The 14,573-nt window shown below is 73.6% G+C and carries 16 protein-coding genes; 7 read left to right on the top strand and 9 right to left on the bottom strand.

What is annotated here, in order from left to right; all coding sequences use genetic code 11:
• The first annotated feature begins 83 nt into the window (after positions 1 to 83).
• Genes IE332_RS11005 through IE332_RS10995 form a run of 3 tightly spaced genes read left to right on the top strand, consistent with a single transcriptional unit; the run spans position 84 to position 3,260 of the window.
• On the top strand, positions 84 to 1,397 hold the full coding sequence (locus IE332_RS11005; RefSeq protein WP_189915600.1) for a magnesium transporter MgtE N-terminal domain-containing protein: 1,314 nt from the start codon (positions 84 to 86) through the stop codon (positions 1,395 to 1,397).
• A 49-nt stretch (positions 1,398 to 1,446) separates the two neighbouring features.
• On the top strand, positions 1,447 to 2,043 hold the full coding sequence (locus IE332_RS11000; RefSeq protein ID WP_373313706.1) for a DUF1003 domain-containing protein: 597 nt from the start codon (positions 1,447 to 1,449) through the stop codon (positions 2,041 to 2,043).
• Between the two features lie 56 nt (positions 2,044 to 2,099).
• Positions 2,100 to 3,260 carry an Mrp/NBP35 family ATP-binding protein gene (locus tag IE332_RS10995; RefSeq protein WP_189915599.1) on the top strand — a complete coding sequence of 387 codons (1,161 nt, stop codon included), beginning with the start codon at positions 2,100 to 2,102 and terminating at the stop codon, positions 3,258 to 3,260.
• Positions 3,261 to 3,354: 94 nt separating this feature from the next.
• Here the strand turns inward: IE332_RS10995 and IE332_RS10990 are convergent, their stop codons facing one another.
• The 4 genes from IE332_RS10990 to sigE all read right to left on the bottom strand — a co-directional run bounded on the left by IE332_RS10990 (position 3,355) and on the right by sigE (position 6,581).
• A complete protein-coding gene (locus IE332_RS10990; protein ID WP_189915598.1) occupies positions 3,355 to 4,023 on the bottom strand; it encodes a hypothetical protein in 669 nt (222 codons plus the stop codon).
• 220 nt (positions 4,024 to 4,243) lie between these two features.
• Positions 4,244 to 4,681 (bottom strand): sec-independent translocase, encoded by a 438-nt coding sequence (locus IE332_RS10985; RefSeq protein WP_189915597.1) that lies wholly within the window; start codon positions 4,679 to 4,681, stop codon positions 4,244 to 4,246.
• Positions 4,682 to 4,827: 146 nt separating this feature from the next.
• Positions 4,828 to 5,853, bottom strand: coding sequence for a zf-HC2 domain-containing protein (locus IE332_RS10980; RefSeq protein ID WP_189915596.1), 1,026 nt, complete (start codon positions 5,851 to 5,853; stop codon positions 4,828 to 4,830).
• The gene (sigE, locus tag IE332_RS10975; RefSeq protein ID WP_373313705.1) at positions 5,850 to 6,581 is read right to left on the bottom strand and encodes an RNA polymerase sigma factor SigE; all 732 of its coding nucleotides are present in this window, start codon (positions 6,579 to 6,581) and stop codon (positions 5,850 to 5,852) included. Before sigE ends, IE332_RS10980 begins: the two co-directional genes overlap by 4 nt.
• 288 nt (positions 6,582 to 6,869) lie before the next feature.
• On the opposite strand from sigE, the gene IE332_RS10970 reads away from it, so the two are divergent.
• On the top strand, positions 6,870 to 7,502 hold the full coding sequence (locus IE332_RS10970; protein ID WP_189915839.1) for an O-methyltransferase: 633 nt from the start codon (positions 6,870 to 6,872) through the stop codon (positions 7,500 to 7,502).
• Between the two features lie 165 nt (positions 7,503 to 7,667).
• On the opposite strand, the gene IE332_RS10965 is transcribed toward IE332_RS10970, so the two are convergent.
• Positions 7,668 to 7,835, bottom strand: coding sequence for a DUF3117 domain-containing protein (locus IE332_RS10965; RefSeq protein WP_014137929.1), 168 nt, complete (start codon positions 7,833 to 7,835; stop codon positions 7,668 to 7,670).
• A 299-nt stretch (positions 7,836 to 8,134) separates the two neighbouring features.
• Between IE332_RS10965 and IE332_RS10960 the strand changes: the two genes are divergently transcribed.
• Positions 8,135 to 8,935 carry an enoyl-CoA hydratase-related protein gene (locus IE332_RS10960; protein ID WP_189915595.1) on the top strand — a complete coding sequence of 267 codons (801 nt, stop codon included), beginning with the start codon at positions 8,135 to 8,137 and terminating at the stop codon, positions 8,933 to 8,935.
• 27 nt (positions 8,936 to 8,962) lie between these two features.
• On the opposite strand, the gene IE332_RS10955 is transcribed toward IE332_RS10960, so the two are convergent.
• A complete protein-coding gene (locus tag IE332_RS10955) occupies positions 8,963 to 9,562 on the bottom strand; it encodes a DNA-3-methyladenine glycosylase I (RefSeq protein WP_308437552.1) in 600 nt (199 codons plus the stop codon).
• Positions 9,559 to 10,020: a DivIVA domain-containing protein gene (locus tag IE332_RS10950; protein WP_189915594.1), complete on the bottom strand. Its 462-nt coding sequence runs from the start codon at positions 10,018 to 10,020 to the stop codon at positions 9,559 to 9,561. Before IE332_RS10950 ends, IE332_RS10955 begins: the two co-directional genes overlap by 4 nt.
• Positions 10,021 to 10,201: 181 nt before the next feature.
• Between IE332_RS10950 and folP the strand changes: the two genes are divergently transcribed.
• The gene (folP, locus tag IE332_RS10945; RefSeq protein ID WP_189915837.1) at positions 10,202 to 11,014 is read left to right on the top strand and encodes a dihydropteroate synthase; all 813 of its coding nucleotides are present in this window, start codon (positions 10,202 to 10,204) and stop codon (positions 11,012 to 11,014) included.
• A gap of 66 nt (positions 11,015 to 11,080) precedes the next feature.
• Here the strand turns inward: folP and IE332_RS10940 are convergent, their stop codons facing one another.
• Positions 11,081 to 11,890, bottom strand: a complete 810-nt coding sequence (locus IE332_RS10940; RefSeq protein WP_189915593.1) for an LOG family protein — start codon at positions 11,888 to 11,890, stop codon at positions 11,081 to 11,083.
• 133 nt (positions 11,891 to 12,023) lie between these two features.
• Positions 12,024 to 13,100, bottom strand: a complete 1,077-nt coding sequence (dapE, locus tag IE332_RS10935; protein WP_189915592.1) for a succinyl-diaminopimelate desuccinylase — start codon at positions 13,098 to 13,100, stop codon at positions 12,024 to 12,026.
• A gap of 348 nt (positions 13,101 to 13,448) precedes the next feature.
• Here dapE and IE332_RS10930 point away from each other — a divergent pair, with 348 nt between their 5' ends.
• Entirely contained in the window at positions 13,449 to 14,447 is a 999-nt protein-coding gene (locus IE332_RS10930; protein WP_444542939.1) for a VldE C-terminal domain-containing protein, read from the top strand.
• Positions 14,448 to 14,573 lie beyond the last annotated feature (126 nt).

The following is a 14,573-nucleotide window of genomic DNA, read 5'->3' as shown; positions in this document are numbered from 1 at the left end:
GCACTCGCGGGTAGATTTGGCCCCGGGTGCGCCCCGGCGACACCCGCGCACCGCGAACGGCGTCGAGCGAGTCGAGGGAGTTCATGGCAGGGCCAAGCACCCGGGTCTTCATCTCCCACCTGTCCACCATCGCGGTCTTCGACCCGAACGGCGACCAGGTCGGCCGGGTCCGGGACGTGGTCGTCTCGCTGCGGCTCGGCGGGCGCCCGCCGCGCGTGCTCGGTCTGGTGGTCGAAGTGGTCGGCCGGCGCCGGATCTTCCTGCCGATGACCCGGATCACCAGCCTGGAGTCCGGCCAGGTGCTCACCACCGGCGTGATCAACCTGCGCCGCTTCGAGCAGCGCCCGTCCGAGACCCTGGTCCTCGCCGAACTGCTCGACCGCACCGTCACCTGGTCCAAGACCGGTGAGGACGTCACCGTGCTGGACGTCGGCATGGTGCAGACCCGGCTGCGCGAGTGGGAGATCAGCAAGGTCTTCGTCCAGCTCGGCCGGGCCGGCCGGCTGCGCAAGGGCAAGGGCGAGCGGCTCACCCTGGACTGGCAGGACGTCACCGGTTTCTCGCTGCCCGAGCAGGACCAGGGCGCGGCCAACCTGCTCGCCACGTTCGAGCAGCTGCGCCCCGCCGACCTCGCCAGCGTGATGCACCACCTGTCCGCCAAGCGCCGCGCCGAGGTGGCCGCCGCGCTGGACGACGAGCGGCTGGCCGACGTCCTGGAGGAGCTGCCCGAGGACGACCAGGTCGAGATCATCGGCAAGCTCAAGGAGGAGCGCGCCGCCGACGTCCTGGAGGCGATGGACCCGGACGACGCCGCCGACCTGCTCTCCGAACTGCCCGGCGACGAGGCCGAACGGCTGCTCCAGCTGATGGAGCCGGACGAGGCCGCGCCGGTGCGCCGCCTGCTGACCTACGAGGAGGACACCGCCGGCGGTCTGATGACCACCGAGCCGGTCGTCCTGGAGCCGGACGCGACGGTCGCCGAGGCGCTGGCCCGGGTCCGGATCAGGGACCACAAGCCCGCGCTCGCCGCCCAGGTCTTCGTCTGCCGCCCGCCGAACGAGACCCCGACCGGCCGCTACCTGGGCACCGTGCACTTCCAGCGGCTGCTGCGCGAACCCCCGTACGTCCTGGTCGGCTCGCTCGTCGACGACGACCTGGACCCGCTGCCGCCGGACACCCCGCTGTCCCTGATCACCAGCTACCTGGCGACCTACAACCTGGTCGCCGCGCCGGTCGTGGACGAGGCGGACCACCTGCTCGGCGCGGTGACCGTCGACGACGTCCTCGACCACCTGCTGCCGGACGACTGGCGCGACGCCGCACTGCACGCCGACGACGACCGGCAGGACCGGCACGACCGGCAGGACCACAGGGAAGGGGTGACCGGTGGACGGTGACCGCAACGGCCGCCCGGACGACTCGGCGCGCCGGCGCCTCCAGGGCGAGCTGCGCCAGCTCCGCCAGTTGCGCGAGCTGCGCACCCGCGAGGGCGGCCGCGAACGGCGGGCCGAGACCACCCCGATCACCGGCACCGGCCGCACCCGGCTCGACCAGCCGCGCACCGAACGGCCCGGCCTGCTCTCGCTGCCCTCCTACGACCCGGAGGCCTTCGGCGTCCTCTCCGAGCGGATCGCCCGCTTCCTCGGCACCGGGCGGTTCATCGTCTGGATGACGGTGGTGGTGGTCGTCTGGATAGCGTGGAACACCCTGCTGCCGGCCACCGTCCGCTTCGACGAGTACCCGTTCATCTTCCTGACCCTGGCGCTGTCGCTGCAGGCCTCGTACGCGGCCCCGCTGATCCTGCTGGCGCAGAACCGCCAGGACAACCGGGACCGCGTCAACATGGAGCAGGACCGGGCCCGCAGCGACCGCAACATCGCGGACACCGAGTACCTCACCCGGGAGGTCGCGGCCCTGCGGCACGGACTCGGCGAGGTGGCCACCCGCGCCTTCATCGCCTCCGAGATGAGCGGTATCCGCTCCGAACTGCAGTCCCTGCTCAGGGAGATCGAGGAGCGCCGGGACGCCCCCGAGCCGCTGTGACCGGCGGCACGCTACCGGCGGGTTAAGCGGTTCGCCCGGCGCCGTACCATCAAGGCATGGCCAACGAGACAGAGGTCGCGGCCGGCGTCACGGAGGAGTCCGTACGCCAGGCGCTGGCGACCGTCAACGACCCGGAGATCAACCGCCCGATCACCGAGATCGGCATGGTGAAATCGGTCGAGATCGCCGAGGGCGGCGCGGTGCGCGTCGCGGTCTACCTGACGGTCTCCGGCTGCCCGATGCGCGACACCATCACCACCCGGGTCCGCGAGGCGGTCGGCAAGGTGGCCGGCGTGACCGGCGTCGAGGTCGAGCTCGACGTGATGAGCGACGAGCAGCGCAAGGAGCTCTCCCAGCTGCTGCGCGGCGGCGCCCCCGAGCGGGAGATCCCGTTCGCCAAGCCGGGCACCCTGACCCGCGTCTACGCCGTCGCCTCCGGCAAGGGCGGCGTCGGCAAGTCCTCGGTGACCGTCAACCTGGCGGCCGCGATGGCCGCGGACGGCCTGAAGGTCGCCGTCGTGGACGCCGACATCTACGGCCACAGCGTGCCGCGCATGCTGGGCGTCGAGGGCAAGCCGACCCAGGTCCAGGACATGATCATGCCGCCGCAGGCGAACGGCGTGAAGGTCATCTCGATCGGCATGTTCACCCCGGGCAACGCCCCGGTGGTCTGGCGCGGCCCGATGCTGCACCGCGCGCTCCAGCAGTTCCTCGCCGACGTGTACTGGGGCGACCTGGACGTGCTGCTGCTGGACCTGCCGCCCGGCACCGGCGACATCGCGATCTCGGTGGCCCAGCTGGTCCCCAACGCGGAGATCCTGATCGTCACCACCCCGCAGATGGCCGCCGCCGAGGTGGCCGAGCGGGCCGGCACCATCGCGGTGCAGACCCACCAGAAGATCGTCGGCGTGATCGAGAACATGTCCGGCATGCCGTGCCCGCACTGCGACGAGATGATCGACGTCTTCGGCACCGGCGGCGGCCAGACCGTCGCGGACGCGCTCACCCGCACGGTCGGTGCGACCGTCCCGGTGCTCGGCTCGATCCCGATCGACGTGCGCCTGCGCGAGGGCGGCGACGACGGCCGCCCGGTCGTGCTCGCCGCGCCCGACTCCCCAGCCGGCGCCGCCCTGCGCGCGGTGGCCGGCAAGCTCGGCGGCCGCCAGCGCGGACTGTCCGGGATGTCGCTCGGACTGACGCCCAAGAACAAGTTCTGAGGCGGTGACGCCCGCCCCGCCCCGGAGGCGAGCGGGCGAGTGACAGCAGGGGGTCGGTGATGATCACCGGCCCCCTCCGTCGTACCCGCGAGTCCTACGGCCTGGTGTAGCTGCCCAGGTCCGGGACGGTGCAGAAGCCGACGCCGTAGGCGCTGACGCCGCGGCCGTAGGCGCCGAGCAGGACACCGGGGGCCTCGCCCGCCAGCACCCAGCCGTACTCGGACTCGCGGTAGCGGAAGGGCTGCGGCAGGCCGTTGACCGGCAGGCTGAGGGTGGACCAGCCGGGGCCCGCCAGGTCGTCGGCGAGGTCCCAGGCGAGGCTGCTCTGCTGGTCCAGCCAGTCCTGGCGCAGCGCGCGGTCCAGCTGGCCCGGCCAGGTCGCGGCGAGCAGGCCGGAGCCGGCCAGCCAGGCCGCGGAGGAGGCGCTGGTCGCCTCCAGGGTGCCGGTGTTGTCGGCGCTGCGCCGGCTGTCGCGGCGGGCGACGGTGACCACGGCCGCGAACTTCCGCATGTCGCGCGGCTCGTACTGCTTGGCCGGCTCGTCGCCGTGGCCGAGCGAGCCGTAGTCGACGCTGCCCGTGGCGCGGGTGCCGGCGCCCGCCTGCATCAGGTAGCGGCGGCCGGTCCAGCCGTCGTCCAGCCCGTACCAGGGGAAGTCGGCGGACAGGTAGGGCACCAGCGGGTCCGCCGGGCCGGCCTGTCCGCCGACCACCGGGCCGCCGGCCGTGGCCGTCGCCCCTCCCGTCTGACTCGTCGCGTCCATCCCCGGGCCTCCTCAAACGCACGTTTGCCTGCCGTGGCGCGCTCCCATGGTGGCGTACCGCGGCGTTCCCGGGGGCCGTTCCTGGTCCGCGACAGTGCGGAATGTGACGGACGGCTCAGCGGGAACAATCAGCACAATAGCGGCGCACGCACCACCGCCCCGCTCAGCCGGGCGGCCGGGCGGGGCGGTGGCGCGCTGCCGGAGCGCCCTGGAGGACGGGTCAGGTGGCGTCGGGGTCGAACGGGGGCCGCTCGCCGGCCGCCAGCGGGACCCCCGCGGAGGCGGGTGCCGGGGCGGCGGACTTCTCGAAGCTGACACTGCCGGTGCGGCCGTTCACCGGCGCCGCGGGCTTGTCGTCCAGGACGGAGCGGATGTCCAGCGAGTCCTTCATGTCCTTGAGGCCCAGCGGGTCCTCCTGGCCGCCCATGAGCTGCTTGCGGACGAAGGTCTTGGGGTTGAGGTCCTCGAACTCGAAGTCCTGGAACTCGGGGCCGAGCTCGCTGCGGATGTCCTCCTTCGCGTTGTCGGCGAAGGAACGGATCTTCCGGATGAAGCCCATGGTGTCCTGGATCAGCTTCGGGAGCTTGTCCGGGCCGAAGATGATGATCGCCATGACGATCAGGGTGAGGATCTCCAGCCCGCCTACGTCGCTGAACACCTTTGCTCCCTAGCTCGCCGGACGACGGTTCCTACAGGGTAATGGCCACCGGCGAGTCCCTGGTCCACGCTGCGATGAAGCCGTGGTAAAGACCTGCCGGTGGCCTGGTGCGTCGAGCCCGGGTGCCGGCGCCCTCCGGGGGCGCTCTAGCGGGTCTGCTGGCGCAGGGCGGCGATGCCGCCGAGGAAGCGCTCCGGGGTGGGCGGCGGGGAGGCGCCGCGGGTCGCGGCGACCGGGCGGCCGGGGAAGTCCACCGGGACCTGCGCGTTCATCGGGACGAGCCCGCCACCGCGGCCGGTGCCGACGTTGCCGCCGGCCGGGCTGACGGTGGTGCCGTGCCGCTCCTCGCCCTGCGGGGAAAGCCCGCCGACGCCACCGAGCGTGACCGCGGCGACCGAGAAGGCGCCCGCGGCGGCGAAGACCAGGCGGCGCCCGCGCGCGGGGGGGCGCAGGGCGGCCGCGGACGGCTGCGTACGGACCCCGGGGTCCGGTCCGGCGTCCGGCTCGGGACGGGCGGTGCGCCGGCCCATCAGCGGCCGCAGCACCGCGCCGCGGCCGAAGGCCCGCGGGTCGACCCCGGGCACGGGCGCGTCGGCGCCCAGCGCGCCCGCGCCGAAGGAGGCCCCGGCGCCGCGGCCGAAGGAGCCGCCGGTGAGCCGGCTGCCGCCGAGCGTGCCGGTGGCGGCGACCCCGCCGCCGGGCAGGTCGTCGTCGTCATCGCGGCGCCCGCGCCCGGACGGCCAGTCGCCGCCCGCCGGGTCGTCCTCGGGGAGGTTGCCGACGGCCATCAGCCGGGCCATCAGCGCGGAGGAGGGGCCGGGCGGGGCGGTGCGGGTCAGCAGGTGCTTGACGCCCCGGCCCTCGTCGGCCTCGGCGAGGCACTGCGGACAGGTCGCCAGGTGCGCCTGGACGCGCTCGCGCGAGTCGTGGCCGAGTTCGCCGTCCAGGAACGCGGAGAGGCGGTCCCCGAGGTGGTGCTCCTCGGCGGCGGGCTCCACCGGCCGTACCGGCAGCGCGTGCAGGGCCGTGTCGGCGGGCAGCGCCAGTGCGGGCAGCACGGGCTCACCGGGGTCGTCGGCACCGCGACGGCCCGGCAGCGCCCAGCTCCGCCGGGACAGGGACCGGCCGGACGTGTCCGGACGGTCCGAGCCGGACCGGCTGGTTCCGCTCACGATCGCCTCCGTCCGCGCCCACCGGGCGCGACCGCGGCCTCGACCGCGCCGACGCCGACCGGCACCGGCTCCTCCGAGCCGCCGCGGCGCTCACGGCCGGGGGCCGAGCCGGGGGCGCGGTGCTTGAGCGCGGCGCGCAGGTGCGAGCGGCCGCGGTGGATGCGGCTGCGGACGGTGCCGAGCTTGACGCCCAGCGTGGCGGCGATCTCCTCGTACGACAGGCCCTCGATGTCGCAGAGCACCACGGCGGCGCGGAACTCCGGCGCCAGGGTGTCCAGGGCCTGCTGCACGTCGGCGTCGAAGTGGGTGTCGCTGAAGTGCTGGGCCGGGCTGGGCTCGCGGGAGGCGAGCCGCTCGGCCGCGTCCTCGCCGAGCGCGTCGAAACGGATGCGCTGGCGGCGGCGGACCATGTCCAGGAAGAGGTTGGTGGTGATCCGGTGCAGCCAGCCCTCGAACGTGCCGGGGGTGTAGGTGGACAGCGAACGGAACACCCGGACGAAGACCTCCTGGGTGAGGTCCTCGGCGTCGTGCTGGTTGCCCGTCAGACGGTAGGCGAGCCGGTAGACGCGGGCGCTGTGCGCCTCGACGATCTCCTCCCAGGAGGGCGGAGTCCAGGTCTGCGCGTCAGGCCCCTCGGCGAACGTGGCGAGGGCGGGGGCCTCGGCGGTCCCGGCGGCCGGCGTCACGGCGGCGGGCTGGTCCAGGTCGGAGTGCGCAGGCTGGTTCATCACGGGCTTCGGCGTACGGATCGACGCGGTGCCGCGGGAGTGCCGCCGCACGGGGACGTCGCCCTCGGCCACACCTCCTCGGTCGGCTCTTCTGCCCAGCAGGGCCACCACCATATCCACCTCACCCGTCAAGCCCGGATAAAAGTGCCCGGGAGGTCTCCCGCACCCGGTCCTTCATCACAACGGCCCGCCGCAGTACGCGGTTCCCGCCCGGCCAGTAATCTGTGGCAGGAAATATCGACATCCCCCGGCACCGGGCCGCCACCCGGGGCTCCGAAAGAGGCAGCCATCAGCGAGTTCGGGCCCGCGCGAGCGGCCCTCGCCGACACCTACGTGGGCGAGGACGCGGTGCTCACCTACGCCCGGGCCCAGTCCGCGCGCACCGGCATACGCGCGATCGGCCCCAGCGGCGGGGCCTGTCTGCGCCTCCTGGCGGCCGCGCTGGACGCCAAGGCGGTGGCCGAGATCGGCACCGGCACGGGGGTGTCCGGCGTCTACCTGCTGCGCGGGATGCGGCCGGACGGCGTGCTCACCACGGTCGACTCGGAGCCGGTGCGCCAGCAGCTGGCCCGCGAGGCGTACCAGGCGGCCGGGTTCGCGGCCAACCGCTCCCGGTTCATACCGGGCCGGGCCCTGGACGTGCTGCCCAGGCTCGCCGACGGCCAGTACGACCTGGTGTTCTGCGACGGCGATCCGGCCGAGTCGCGCGAGTACCTGCTGGAGTCGCTGCGGCTGCTGCGGCCGGGCGGGATGGTCTGCTTCGAAGGGGTCTTCCAGGAGGGCCGGCTGGCCGAGCCGGAGCTGCAGGACCCGCAGACCGGCGCGGTCCGGGACCTGGTCCGGGACGTACGGGAGAGCGAGGCGCTGCTGCCGGCCCTGCTGCCGGTCTCGGACGGCCTGCTCTGCGCGGTCAAACGCTAGGCGACGACCCGCCGGGCACCGCCGGGCGCCGGGGGGCCGTCAGACGCCGGTCCACCGCCGCGAGCGGGTCCGGGCGGGCCGGAAAACGCGCGGACCCGGGCCGACATGACGTCGTACCCGGGCCCGGCAGCACATCTCCAGGGAGATGGTGAGCACCCGCTGCGGTCAGCCGCAGGCCTTCTTCAGGGCCTCGCCCAGGGCGTCGGCCTCGTCAGGCGTGAGCTCCACCACAAGGCGCCCGCCGCCTTCGAGCGGAACGCGCATGATGATGCCCCGTCCCTCTTTGGTGACTTCGAGCGGGCCGTCACCCGTCCGCGGCTTCATGGCCGCCATGCTCGTTCCCCTTCCTGCAACCGCTCAGCTACGCACCGGCAGTCCGTCCACCGCCGGTATCGAACGCATTGATCGGAAGCCATTATCCCGCATGCCACGGGCTGATGACCAACATCACTCTCGGTGCAACCTCGGCCGGACCGCACCCAACCGCCCCAATTCACGTCATAAGCCCCGGCGTGGCGGCGGTGTGGACGCGGCCGGAAGGTGCGATACCTCACACTCCCCAGGCCACCGCATGCTCCGGCATCCTGACACACGACACCGACACCACGACGATCACCAGGGAGCCCTCACCCATGTCCGACTCCGTGCTGTACGAGCTCGACGGCGGCCTGGCCGTGATCACCATCAACCGTCCGGAGGCGATGAACGCCCTCGACGTCGCCACCAAGGTCGCGCTGCGCGACACCGTGGTCGCCGCTGCCGAGGACCCGGCGGTGCGGGCGGTGCTGCTGACCGGGGCGGGCGAGCGCGCGTTCTGCGTCGGGCAGGACCTGAACGAGCACCTGGCGCTGCTGAAGCGCGCCGAGGAGACCGGCGAGGGCGCGCTGCGCACCGTCGCCGAGCACTACAACCCGCTGACCCGGGCGCTGGCCGGGATGCGCAAGCCGACCGTCGCCGCCGTCGGCGGGGTGGCGGCCGGCGCGGGCGCCTCGCTGGCCTTCGCCTGCGACTTCCGGATCCTGTCCGACCGGGCCGGCTTCAACACCGCCTTCGCCGGGATCGGCCTCACCGCCGACTCGGGCGCCTCCTGGACCCTGCCCCGCCTGGTCGGGCACGCCAAGGCCACCGAGCTGCTGATGCTGCCCCGGACGGTCAAGGCCGCCGAGGCGATGGAGCTGGGCCTGGCCACCAAGGTGGTGCCGGCCGAGGAACTCGCCGCCACCGCACGGGTCTTCGCCCGCGAGCTGGCCGAGGGCCCGACCGTCGCCTACGGCGCCATCAAGGAGTCGCTGGCGTACGGCGCCTCGCACTCGCTGTCCGAACTCCTCGACAAGGAGGACGAGCTGCAGACGCTGGCCGGCGAGAGCGAGGACCACCGGATCGCGGTGCGCGCCTTCATCGCCAAGGAGAAGCCGAAGTACGTGGGCCGCTGAGACCGCCGGGGGCCCGTCGGCCCCCGGCTACTTCGCGCCGGTGCGGCCGGTGCGGACGTGGCAGTCCGCCAGGTGGTCGTCCACCAGGCCGCAGGCCTGCATCAGGGCGTAGGCGGTGGTCGGGCCGACGAAGCGGAAACCCGCCTTCTTCAGCGCCTTGGCCAGCGCCGTCGACTCGGGCGTGACGGCCGGCACCTCGCTCAGCCGGCGGGGGGCCGGCCGGTCCGGCTCAGGGGCGAAACCCCAGATCAGCGCATCCAGACCACCGTCCAGGTCGCGGGCGACCCGCGCGTTGGCGATCGCCGCCTCGATCTTGGCCCGGTTGCGGATGATCCCGGCGTCGGCGAGCAGCCGCTCCTTGTCGGCCTCGCCGAACTCGGCGACCCTGGCGATCTCGAAGCCGGCGAACGCGGCCCGGAAGCCCTCGCGACGGCGCAGGATGGTCAGCCAGGACAGGCCGGACTGGAAGGCCTCCAGGCAGACCCGCTCGAACAGCGCGTCGTCACCGTGCACCGGACGGCCCCACTCGGTGTCGTGGTAGACCCGGTAGTCGTCGGTGGAATCGCCCCAGGCGCAGCGCCGCAGCCCGTCCGCGCCGAGCACCGCGCCGTCCGCCGGGGCCGTCACTGCTCCGTCACCGGCTTCGCGTCCTCGGGGGCCGGGACCGGCTCGTCGGCGGACGACTCGGTGAAGGACGGCTTGGTGAGGGCGACGGCCGGCTCGACGACCTTGGCGAACTGCTCCAGGCCGGGCAGCGGTTCGGCCGCCGGGTCGGGGGCGCCGGTCGCCTCGACCGCGCCGCGCAGGTGGGCGGCGGCCTCCAGCTCGGCGATCCGCGCGTCGCGGTAGGCGAGTTCGGCGCCCAGGCGGTCCAGGACGTCGTCCACCTCGTCCATCCGGTAGCCGCGCAGCGCCATCGGCAGGCGCAGCTCGTCCACGTCCGCCTTGCCCAGCGGGCGGTCCTGCGGGAGCCGTGCGGAGATGCGGTCCGGGACCGCCTCCGGCATCGAGCCGCCCCCGCCGAGCGCCACCAGGGCGGCGCCGCCGACCACCACGGCCATGGCGACCACGATCACCCAGAACACGAGCTGTCCTCCCGAACTCCCGGTCGGCCTTCGTCGAGGTGCCAGGGAACCAGACTGATCATGACAGCATGGTCCCTTAGTGAGGCCGGGGGCCATCATCGCACCCGCAGGAGCTCTGGAGGAGACATCGGTGGCACTGCGCCTGGGACCGCGGGAATTCGGTGACGACGAACTGGTGATCATGGCGATCGTCAACCGGACGCCGGACTCGTTCTTCGACAAGGGCGCGACCTTCGCCGACGAGGCCGCCTTCGCGGCCGCCGACCGGGCGGTGGCCGAGGGCGCGGCGATCCTGGACATCGGCGGGGTGAAGGCCGGGCCGGGCGACGAGGTCACGGTCGAGGAGGAGCTGCGGCGCACGGTGCCCTTCGTGGCCGAGCTGCGCAAGCGCCACCCCGAGGCCGTGATCAGCGTGGACACCTGGCGGCACGAGGTCGGCGAGGCGGTCTGCGAGGCGGGCGCGGACCTGCTGAACGACGCCTGGGGCGGGGTGGACCCGAAGCTCGCCGAGGTGGCCGCCCGCCACGACGTCGGGCTGGTCTGCACCCACGCCGGCGGCGCCGAGCCGCGCACCCGTCCGCACCGGACCGGGTACGAGGACGTGATGGCGGACATCCTGCGGGTCACCGTGGGACTGGCCGAGCGCGCGGTGGAGCTGGGCGTACGGCGGGACGCGGTGATCATCGACCCGGGCCACGACTTCGGCAAGAACACCCGGCACTCGCTGGAGGCGACCCGGCGGCTGCCGGAGATGACCGCGACCGGCTTCCCGGTGCTGGTCTCGCTCTCCAACAAGGACTTCGTCGGCGAGACCCTGGACAAGCCGGTGAACGAGCGGCTGCTCGGCACCCTGGCGACCACAGCGGTCTCCGCCTGGCTCGGCGCACGGGTCTACCGGGCGCACCAGGTCGCGGAGACCCGCCAGGTGCTGGACATGGTCGCCTCGATCCGGGGTACCCGCCCCCCGGCGGTCGCCCGCCGGGGGCTGGCCTGAGCACCTTTGACGGCGCTCGGCTCGCCTCGTGACGACGCTCGCTCGCGCGCGTGGCCCGGGAAGCGCCTAGATCTCGTTGGCGGGCCGGCGGGCGTCGGCCAGGATCTTCATGACCTCGTCGAGCTCGTCGGTGATGTGGAACAGCTCCAGGTCGTGCGGGGCCGCCTTGCCCTGCGCGACCAGGGTGTTCTTCAGCCACTCGAAGAGGCCGCCCCAGTACGCGGTGCCGTAGAGGATCACCGGGAAGCGGGTGACCTTCTTCGTCTGCACCAGGGTGAGCGCCTCGAACAGCTCGTCCAGGGTGCCGAGGCCGCCGGGCAGGACCACGAAGCCCTGCGCGTACTTCACGAACATCGTCTTGCGGACGAAGAAGTAACGGAAGTTCAGCCCGAGGTCGACGAACTCGTTGAGGCCCTGCTCGAAGGGCAGCTCGATGCCGAGCCCGACGCTGAGGCCGCCGGCCTCGGAGGCGCCCCGGTTGGCGGCCTCCATCGCGCCCGGGCCGCCGCCGGTGATCACCGCGTAGCCGGCCTCGGCGAGGGCCCGGCCGATGGCCATGCCGGCCTCGTACTCGGGCGAGTCGGCCGGGGTCCGGGCGGAGCCGAAGACGCTGATCGCGGGAGGGAGTTCGGCGAGGGCACCGAAGCCCTCGACGAACTCGGAGGTGATCCGCAGCACCCGCCACGGGTCGGTGTGCAGCCAGTCGGTGGGGCCGGTGGTGTCCAGCAGCCGCTGGTCCGTGGTGCTCGTGCCGACCTGGTCCCGGCGCACCAGCACCGGGCCCTTCTGCTTCTCGGGCCAGGCCTTCTTCTTCCGCGGCACGCCGACCTGCTCGGGGCCGTGCCCGTACTGCTTTTCGTCTCCTGTGCCTGTCATGACGAAACCCTACGCCCGCCTTCCCCCGATTTCAGGCAACGGGGGAAGGTCGGTTCGGCAACCGGAAGGTGGCGTTCGACCGGTGATCGGATCAGCTGTCCGGAGCCACGGGCTCAGCCGGCCGGCCGGGCGCTCAGCCGGTGAGCCAGTCGCGCAGCCGCTGCTCGGTCTCGGCGATGGCGCTCAGCGAGCAGTGCTCCTCCCGCTTGTGCGCGAGGTTCGGGTCGCCGGGGCCGTAGTTGACCGCCGGGACGCCCAGCGCGCTGAACCGGGCGACGTCCGTCCAGCCGAACTTGGCCCGGGCCTGGCCGCCGGTGGCCGCCAGGAAGGCCTGCGCGGCCGGCTGGGAGAGGCCGGGCAGGGCGCCCGGGGCGAAGTCCGTGACGGTCAGCTCGAAGCCGTCGAAGACCTCGCGCACGTGCTTCTCCGCCTCCGCCTCGCTACGGTCCGGCGCGTACCGGAAGTTGACCGTGACGACGCACTCGTCCGGGATCACGTTGCCGGCCACGCCGCCGTCGATCCGCACCGCGTTCAGGCCCTCGCGGTACTCCAGGCCGTCGATCTCCACCCGGCGCGGCTCGTACCGCGCGAGCCGGCCGAGCACCTCGGCGGCGTGGTGGATCGCGTTGTCGCCGAGCCAGCTGCGGGCCGCGTGGGCGCGCACCCCGGTGAGCCGGACCTGCGCCCGCAGGGTGCCCTGGCAGCCGCCCTCGACCATCGCCCCGCTGGGCTCCATCAGCACCGCGAAGTCGGCCGCCAGCCACTCCGGGCGCTCCTTGGCGAGGTGGCCGAGGCCGTTGCGGTGGGCCTCCACCTCCTCGCAGTCGTAGAACACGAAGGTGAGGTCCCGGTTGGGCTCGGGCAGGGTGGCGGCGAGCCGCAGCTGGACCGCCACGCCGGACTTCATGTCCGAGGTGCCGCAGCCGTAGAGCAGGTCCCCGTCGACGTACGAGGGCAGGTTGTCGGCGATCGGCACGGTGTCCAGGTGGCCGGCCAGCAGGACCCGCTCGGCGCGGCCCAGGGTCGTCCGGGCGACCACGTTGTTGCCGTACCGGTCCACCGTGAGGTGCGGGTAGCCGCGCAGCGCGGCCTCCACGGCGTCGGCGAGCGCCTGCTCGTCGCCGCTCACCGAGGGGAAGTCGACCAGGCGGGCGGTCAGCGCGCCGCCGTCGAGAGTGAGGTCCAGGGGCGTCGGGTTCGGGCTGCTCATGGCGCCAGCCTAGTCCGCGCGCCGGATGCCCTCCGTGGTCGCTCTGTGACACGGGTCGGCTTCCCCGCCCCGAGCCGAAGGGCCGCGCCGGTGCCGAAAGGGAGAAGCGAGGAGGCCCGAGGAACGAGGGCATTGGAGCGCCGACCGTCGGCACCGGATCCGAGCGGCCCGGAGGCGAGCGGGCGAATAGCAGCAACCGGGGGGCGCCGCACATCCGTCCGAGTGGGTACGGTGTCGGATCAAGGTGCAGGCGCGAGAGGGGCGACGGTGGCCAGGAGAAGGAGCAGCGAGGAGCAGGGCGAGGACGAGACGCCCGCCCGCCGCCGCGGGCCGCTGCGCGCGCTGCTGATGGTGATCGTCGGGCTGCTCGGGCTCGCACTGGTCGCGGGCCTGGCCGTGGTCGGCATCTGGTGGTTCGGCTTCAAGCCGGGCGAGTCCGAGGGCTGCACGGTGAAGACCGCCGCCGGCAACGGCACCCTGGAGCTGCCGCAGGCCGCCAACGCCGCCACGATCGCCGCGGTGGCGCGCTCGCGCGGGCTGCCGGACCGGGCCACCACGATCTCGTTGGCGACCGCCATGCAGGAGTCCAAGCTGCGCAACCTCGCGGGCGGCGACCGGGACTCGATCGGCCTGTTCCAGCAGCGGCCGTCGATGGGCTGGGGCACCCCGGCGCAGATCGCGGACCCGGTGTACGCCACGAACAAGTTCCTGGACGGCCTGGTCAAGGTCCCCGGTTACACCCGGCTGCCGCTGACCGACGCCGCGCAGGCGGTGCAGAAGAGCGGCTACCCGCAGGCCTACGCCAAGCACGAGACCAAGGCGACGCTGCTCACCTCGGCGCTGGCCGGCCGGGAGCCCGGGTCCTTCTCCTGCATCGTGCACGACTACGCCAAGCCGGACCCGGAGGACTCCTCCTCCGCCACCCCGGGCGGCTCCCCCACCGCGGGCGCCTCCGCCACCCCGGCGGCGGCACCGGACCGGGCCCAGGTGCTGTCCGAGCGGGTGCGCCGGGAGTTCGGCCGCACGGTCACGCCGGCCACCGGCTACGCCTCGACCATCAAGGGCGCCGAGAACGCCGTCTCGCTGACCCCGGACCCGGCGACCGCCGCGCTGACCTCCGCCGACGCCGGCGCCGGTGCCGACGGCGGGGCGAACGCCGAGCGGGCCAGCGGCTGGGAGGTGGCCCACTGGGCGGTCGCCCAGGCCCAGCAGCTGGGCATCGCGACGGTCGCGTACGACGGCAAGATCTGGCGCAAGACGAAGTCGGGGGACGGCTGGCAGCCGCAGCCTTCGGGCACCTCGACCAAGCTCGTCCAGGTCACCCTGGCCCCGTCCGACAAGGGATGACGCACTGACGTTCGGGTTGCCGCCGGACGGGTGATTCCGGTCAACCCCGGTGGACCGGCCGCCCGTTCCGGCGACCCGGCCGGAGAACCGTCACTCCCCTTGGCCGGGGCCGGTCCGGTGGCGTCC

The organism is Kitasatospora xanthocidica (assembly GCF_014656195.1).
Taxonomy (GTDB): domain Bacteria; phylum Actinomycetota; class Actinomycetes; order Streptomycetales; family Streptomycetaceae; genus Kitasatospora; species Kitasatospora xanthocidica.
The sequence above is the reverse complement of the archived record's forward strand: the minus strand, read 5'-3'. Positions and strand labels throughout refer to the sequence as shown.

Excerpts from the sequence above, each read along its gene's own strand:
- IE332_RS11005 (WP_189915600.1), top strand. The coding sequence starts at position 84 with ATGGCAGGGCCAAGCACCCGGGTCTTCATCTCCCACCTGTCCACCATC.
- IE332_RS10995 (WP_189915599.1), top strand. The coding sequence starts at position 2,100 with ATGGCCAACGAGACAGAGGTCGCGGCCGGCGTCACGGAGGAGTCCGTA.
- IE332_RS10990 (WP_189915598.1), bottom strand. The coding sequence starts at position 4,023 with ATGGACGCGACGAGTCAGACGGGAGGGGCGACGGCCACGGCCGGCGGC.
- sigE (WP_373313705.1), bottom strand. The coding sequence starts at position 6,581 with ATGAACCAGCCTGCGCACTCCGACCTGGACCAGCCCGCCGCCGTGACG.
- IE332_RS10965 (WP_014137929.1), bottom strand. The coding sequence starts at position 7,835 with ATGGCGGCCATGAAGCCGCGGACGGGTGACGGCCCGCTCGAAGTCACC.
- IE332_RS10960 (WP_189915595.1), top strand. The coding sequence starts at position 8,135 with ATGTCCGACTCCGTGCTGTACGAGCTCGACGGCGGCCTGGCCGTGATC.
- folP (WP_189915837.1), top strand. The coding sequence starts at position 10,202 with ATGGCGATCGTCAACCGGACGCCGGACTCGTTCTTCGACAAGGGCGCG.
- IE332_RS10940 (WP_189915593.1), bottom strand. The coding sequence starts at position 11,890 with ATGACAGGCACAGGAGACGAAAAGCAGTACGGGCACGGCCCCGAGCAG.
- dapE (WP_189915592.1), bottom strand. The coding sequence starts at position 13,100 with ATGAGCAGCCCGAACCCGACGCCCCTGGACCTCACTCTCGACGGCGGC.
- IE332_RS10930 (WP_444542939.1), top strand. The coding sequence starts at position 13,449 with ATGGTGATCGTCGGGCTGCTCGGGCTCGCACTGGTCGCGGGCCTGGCC.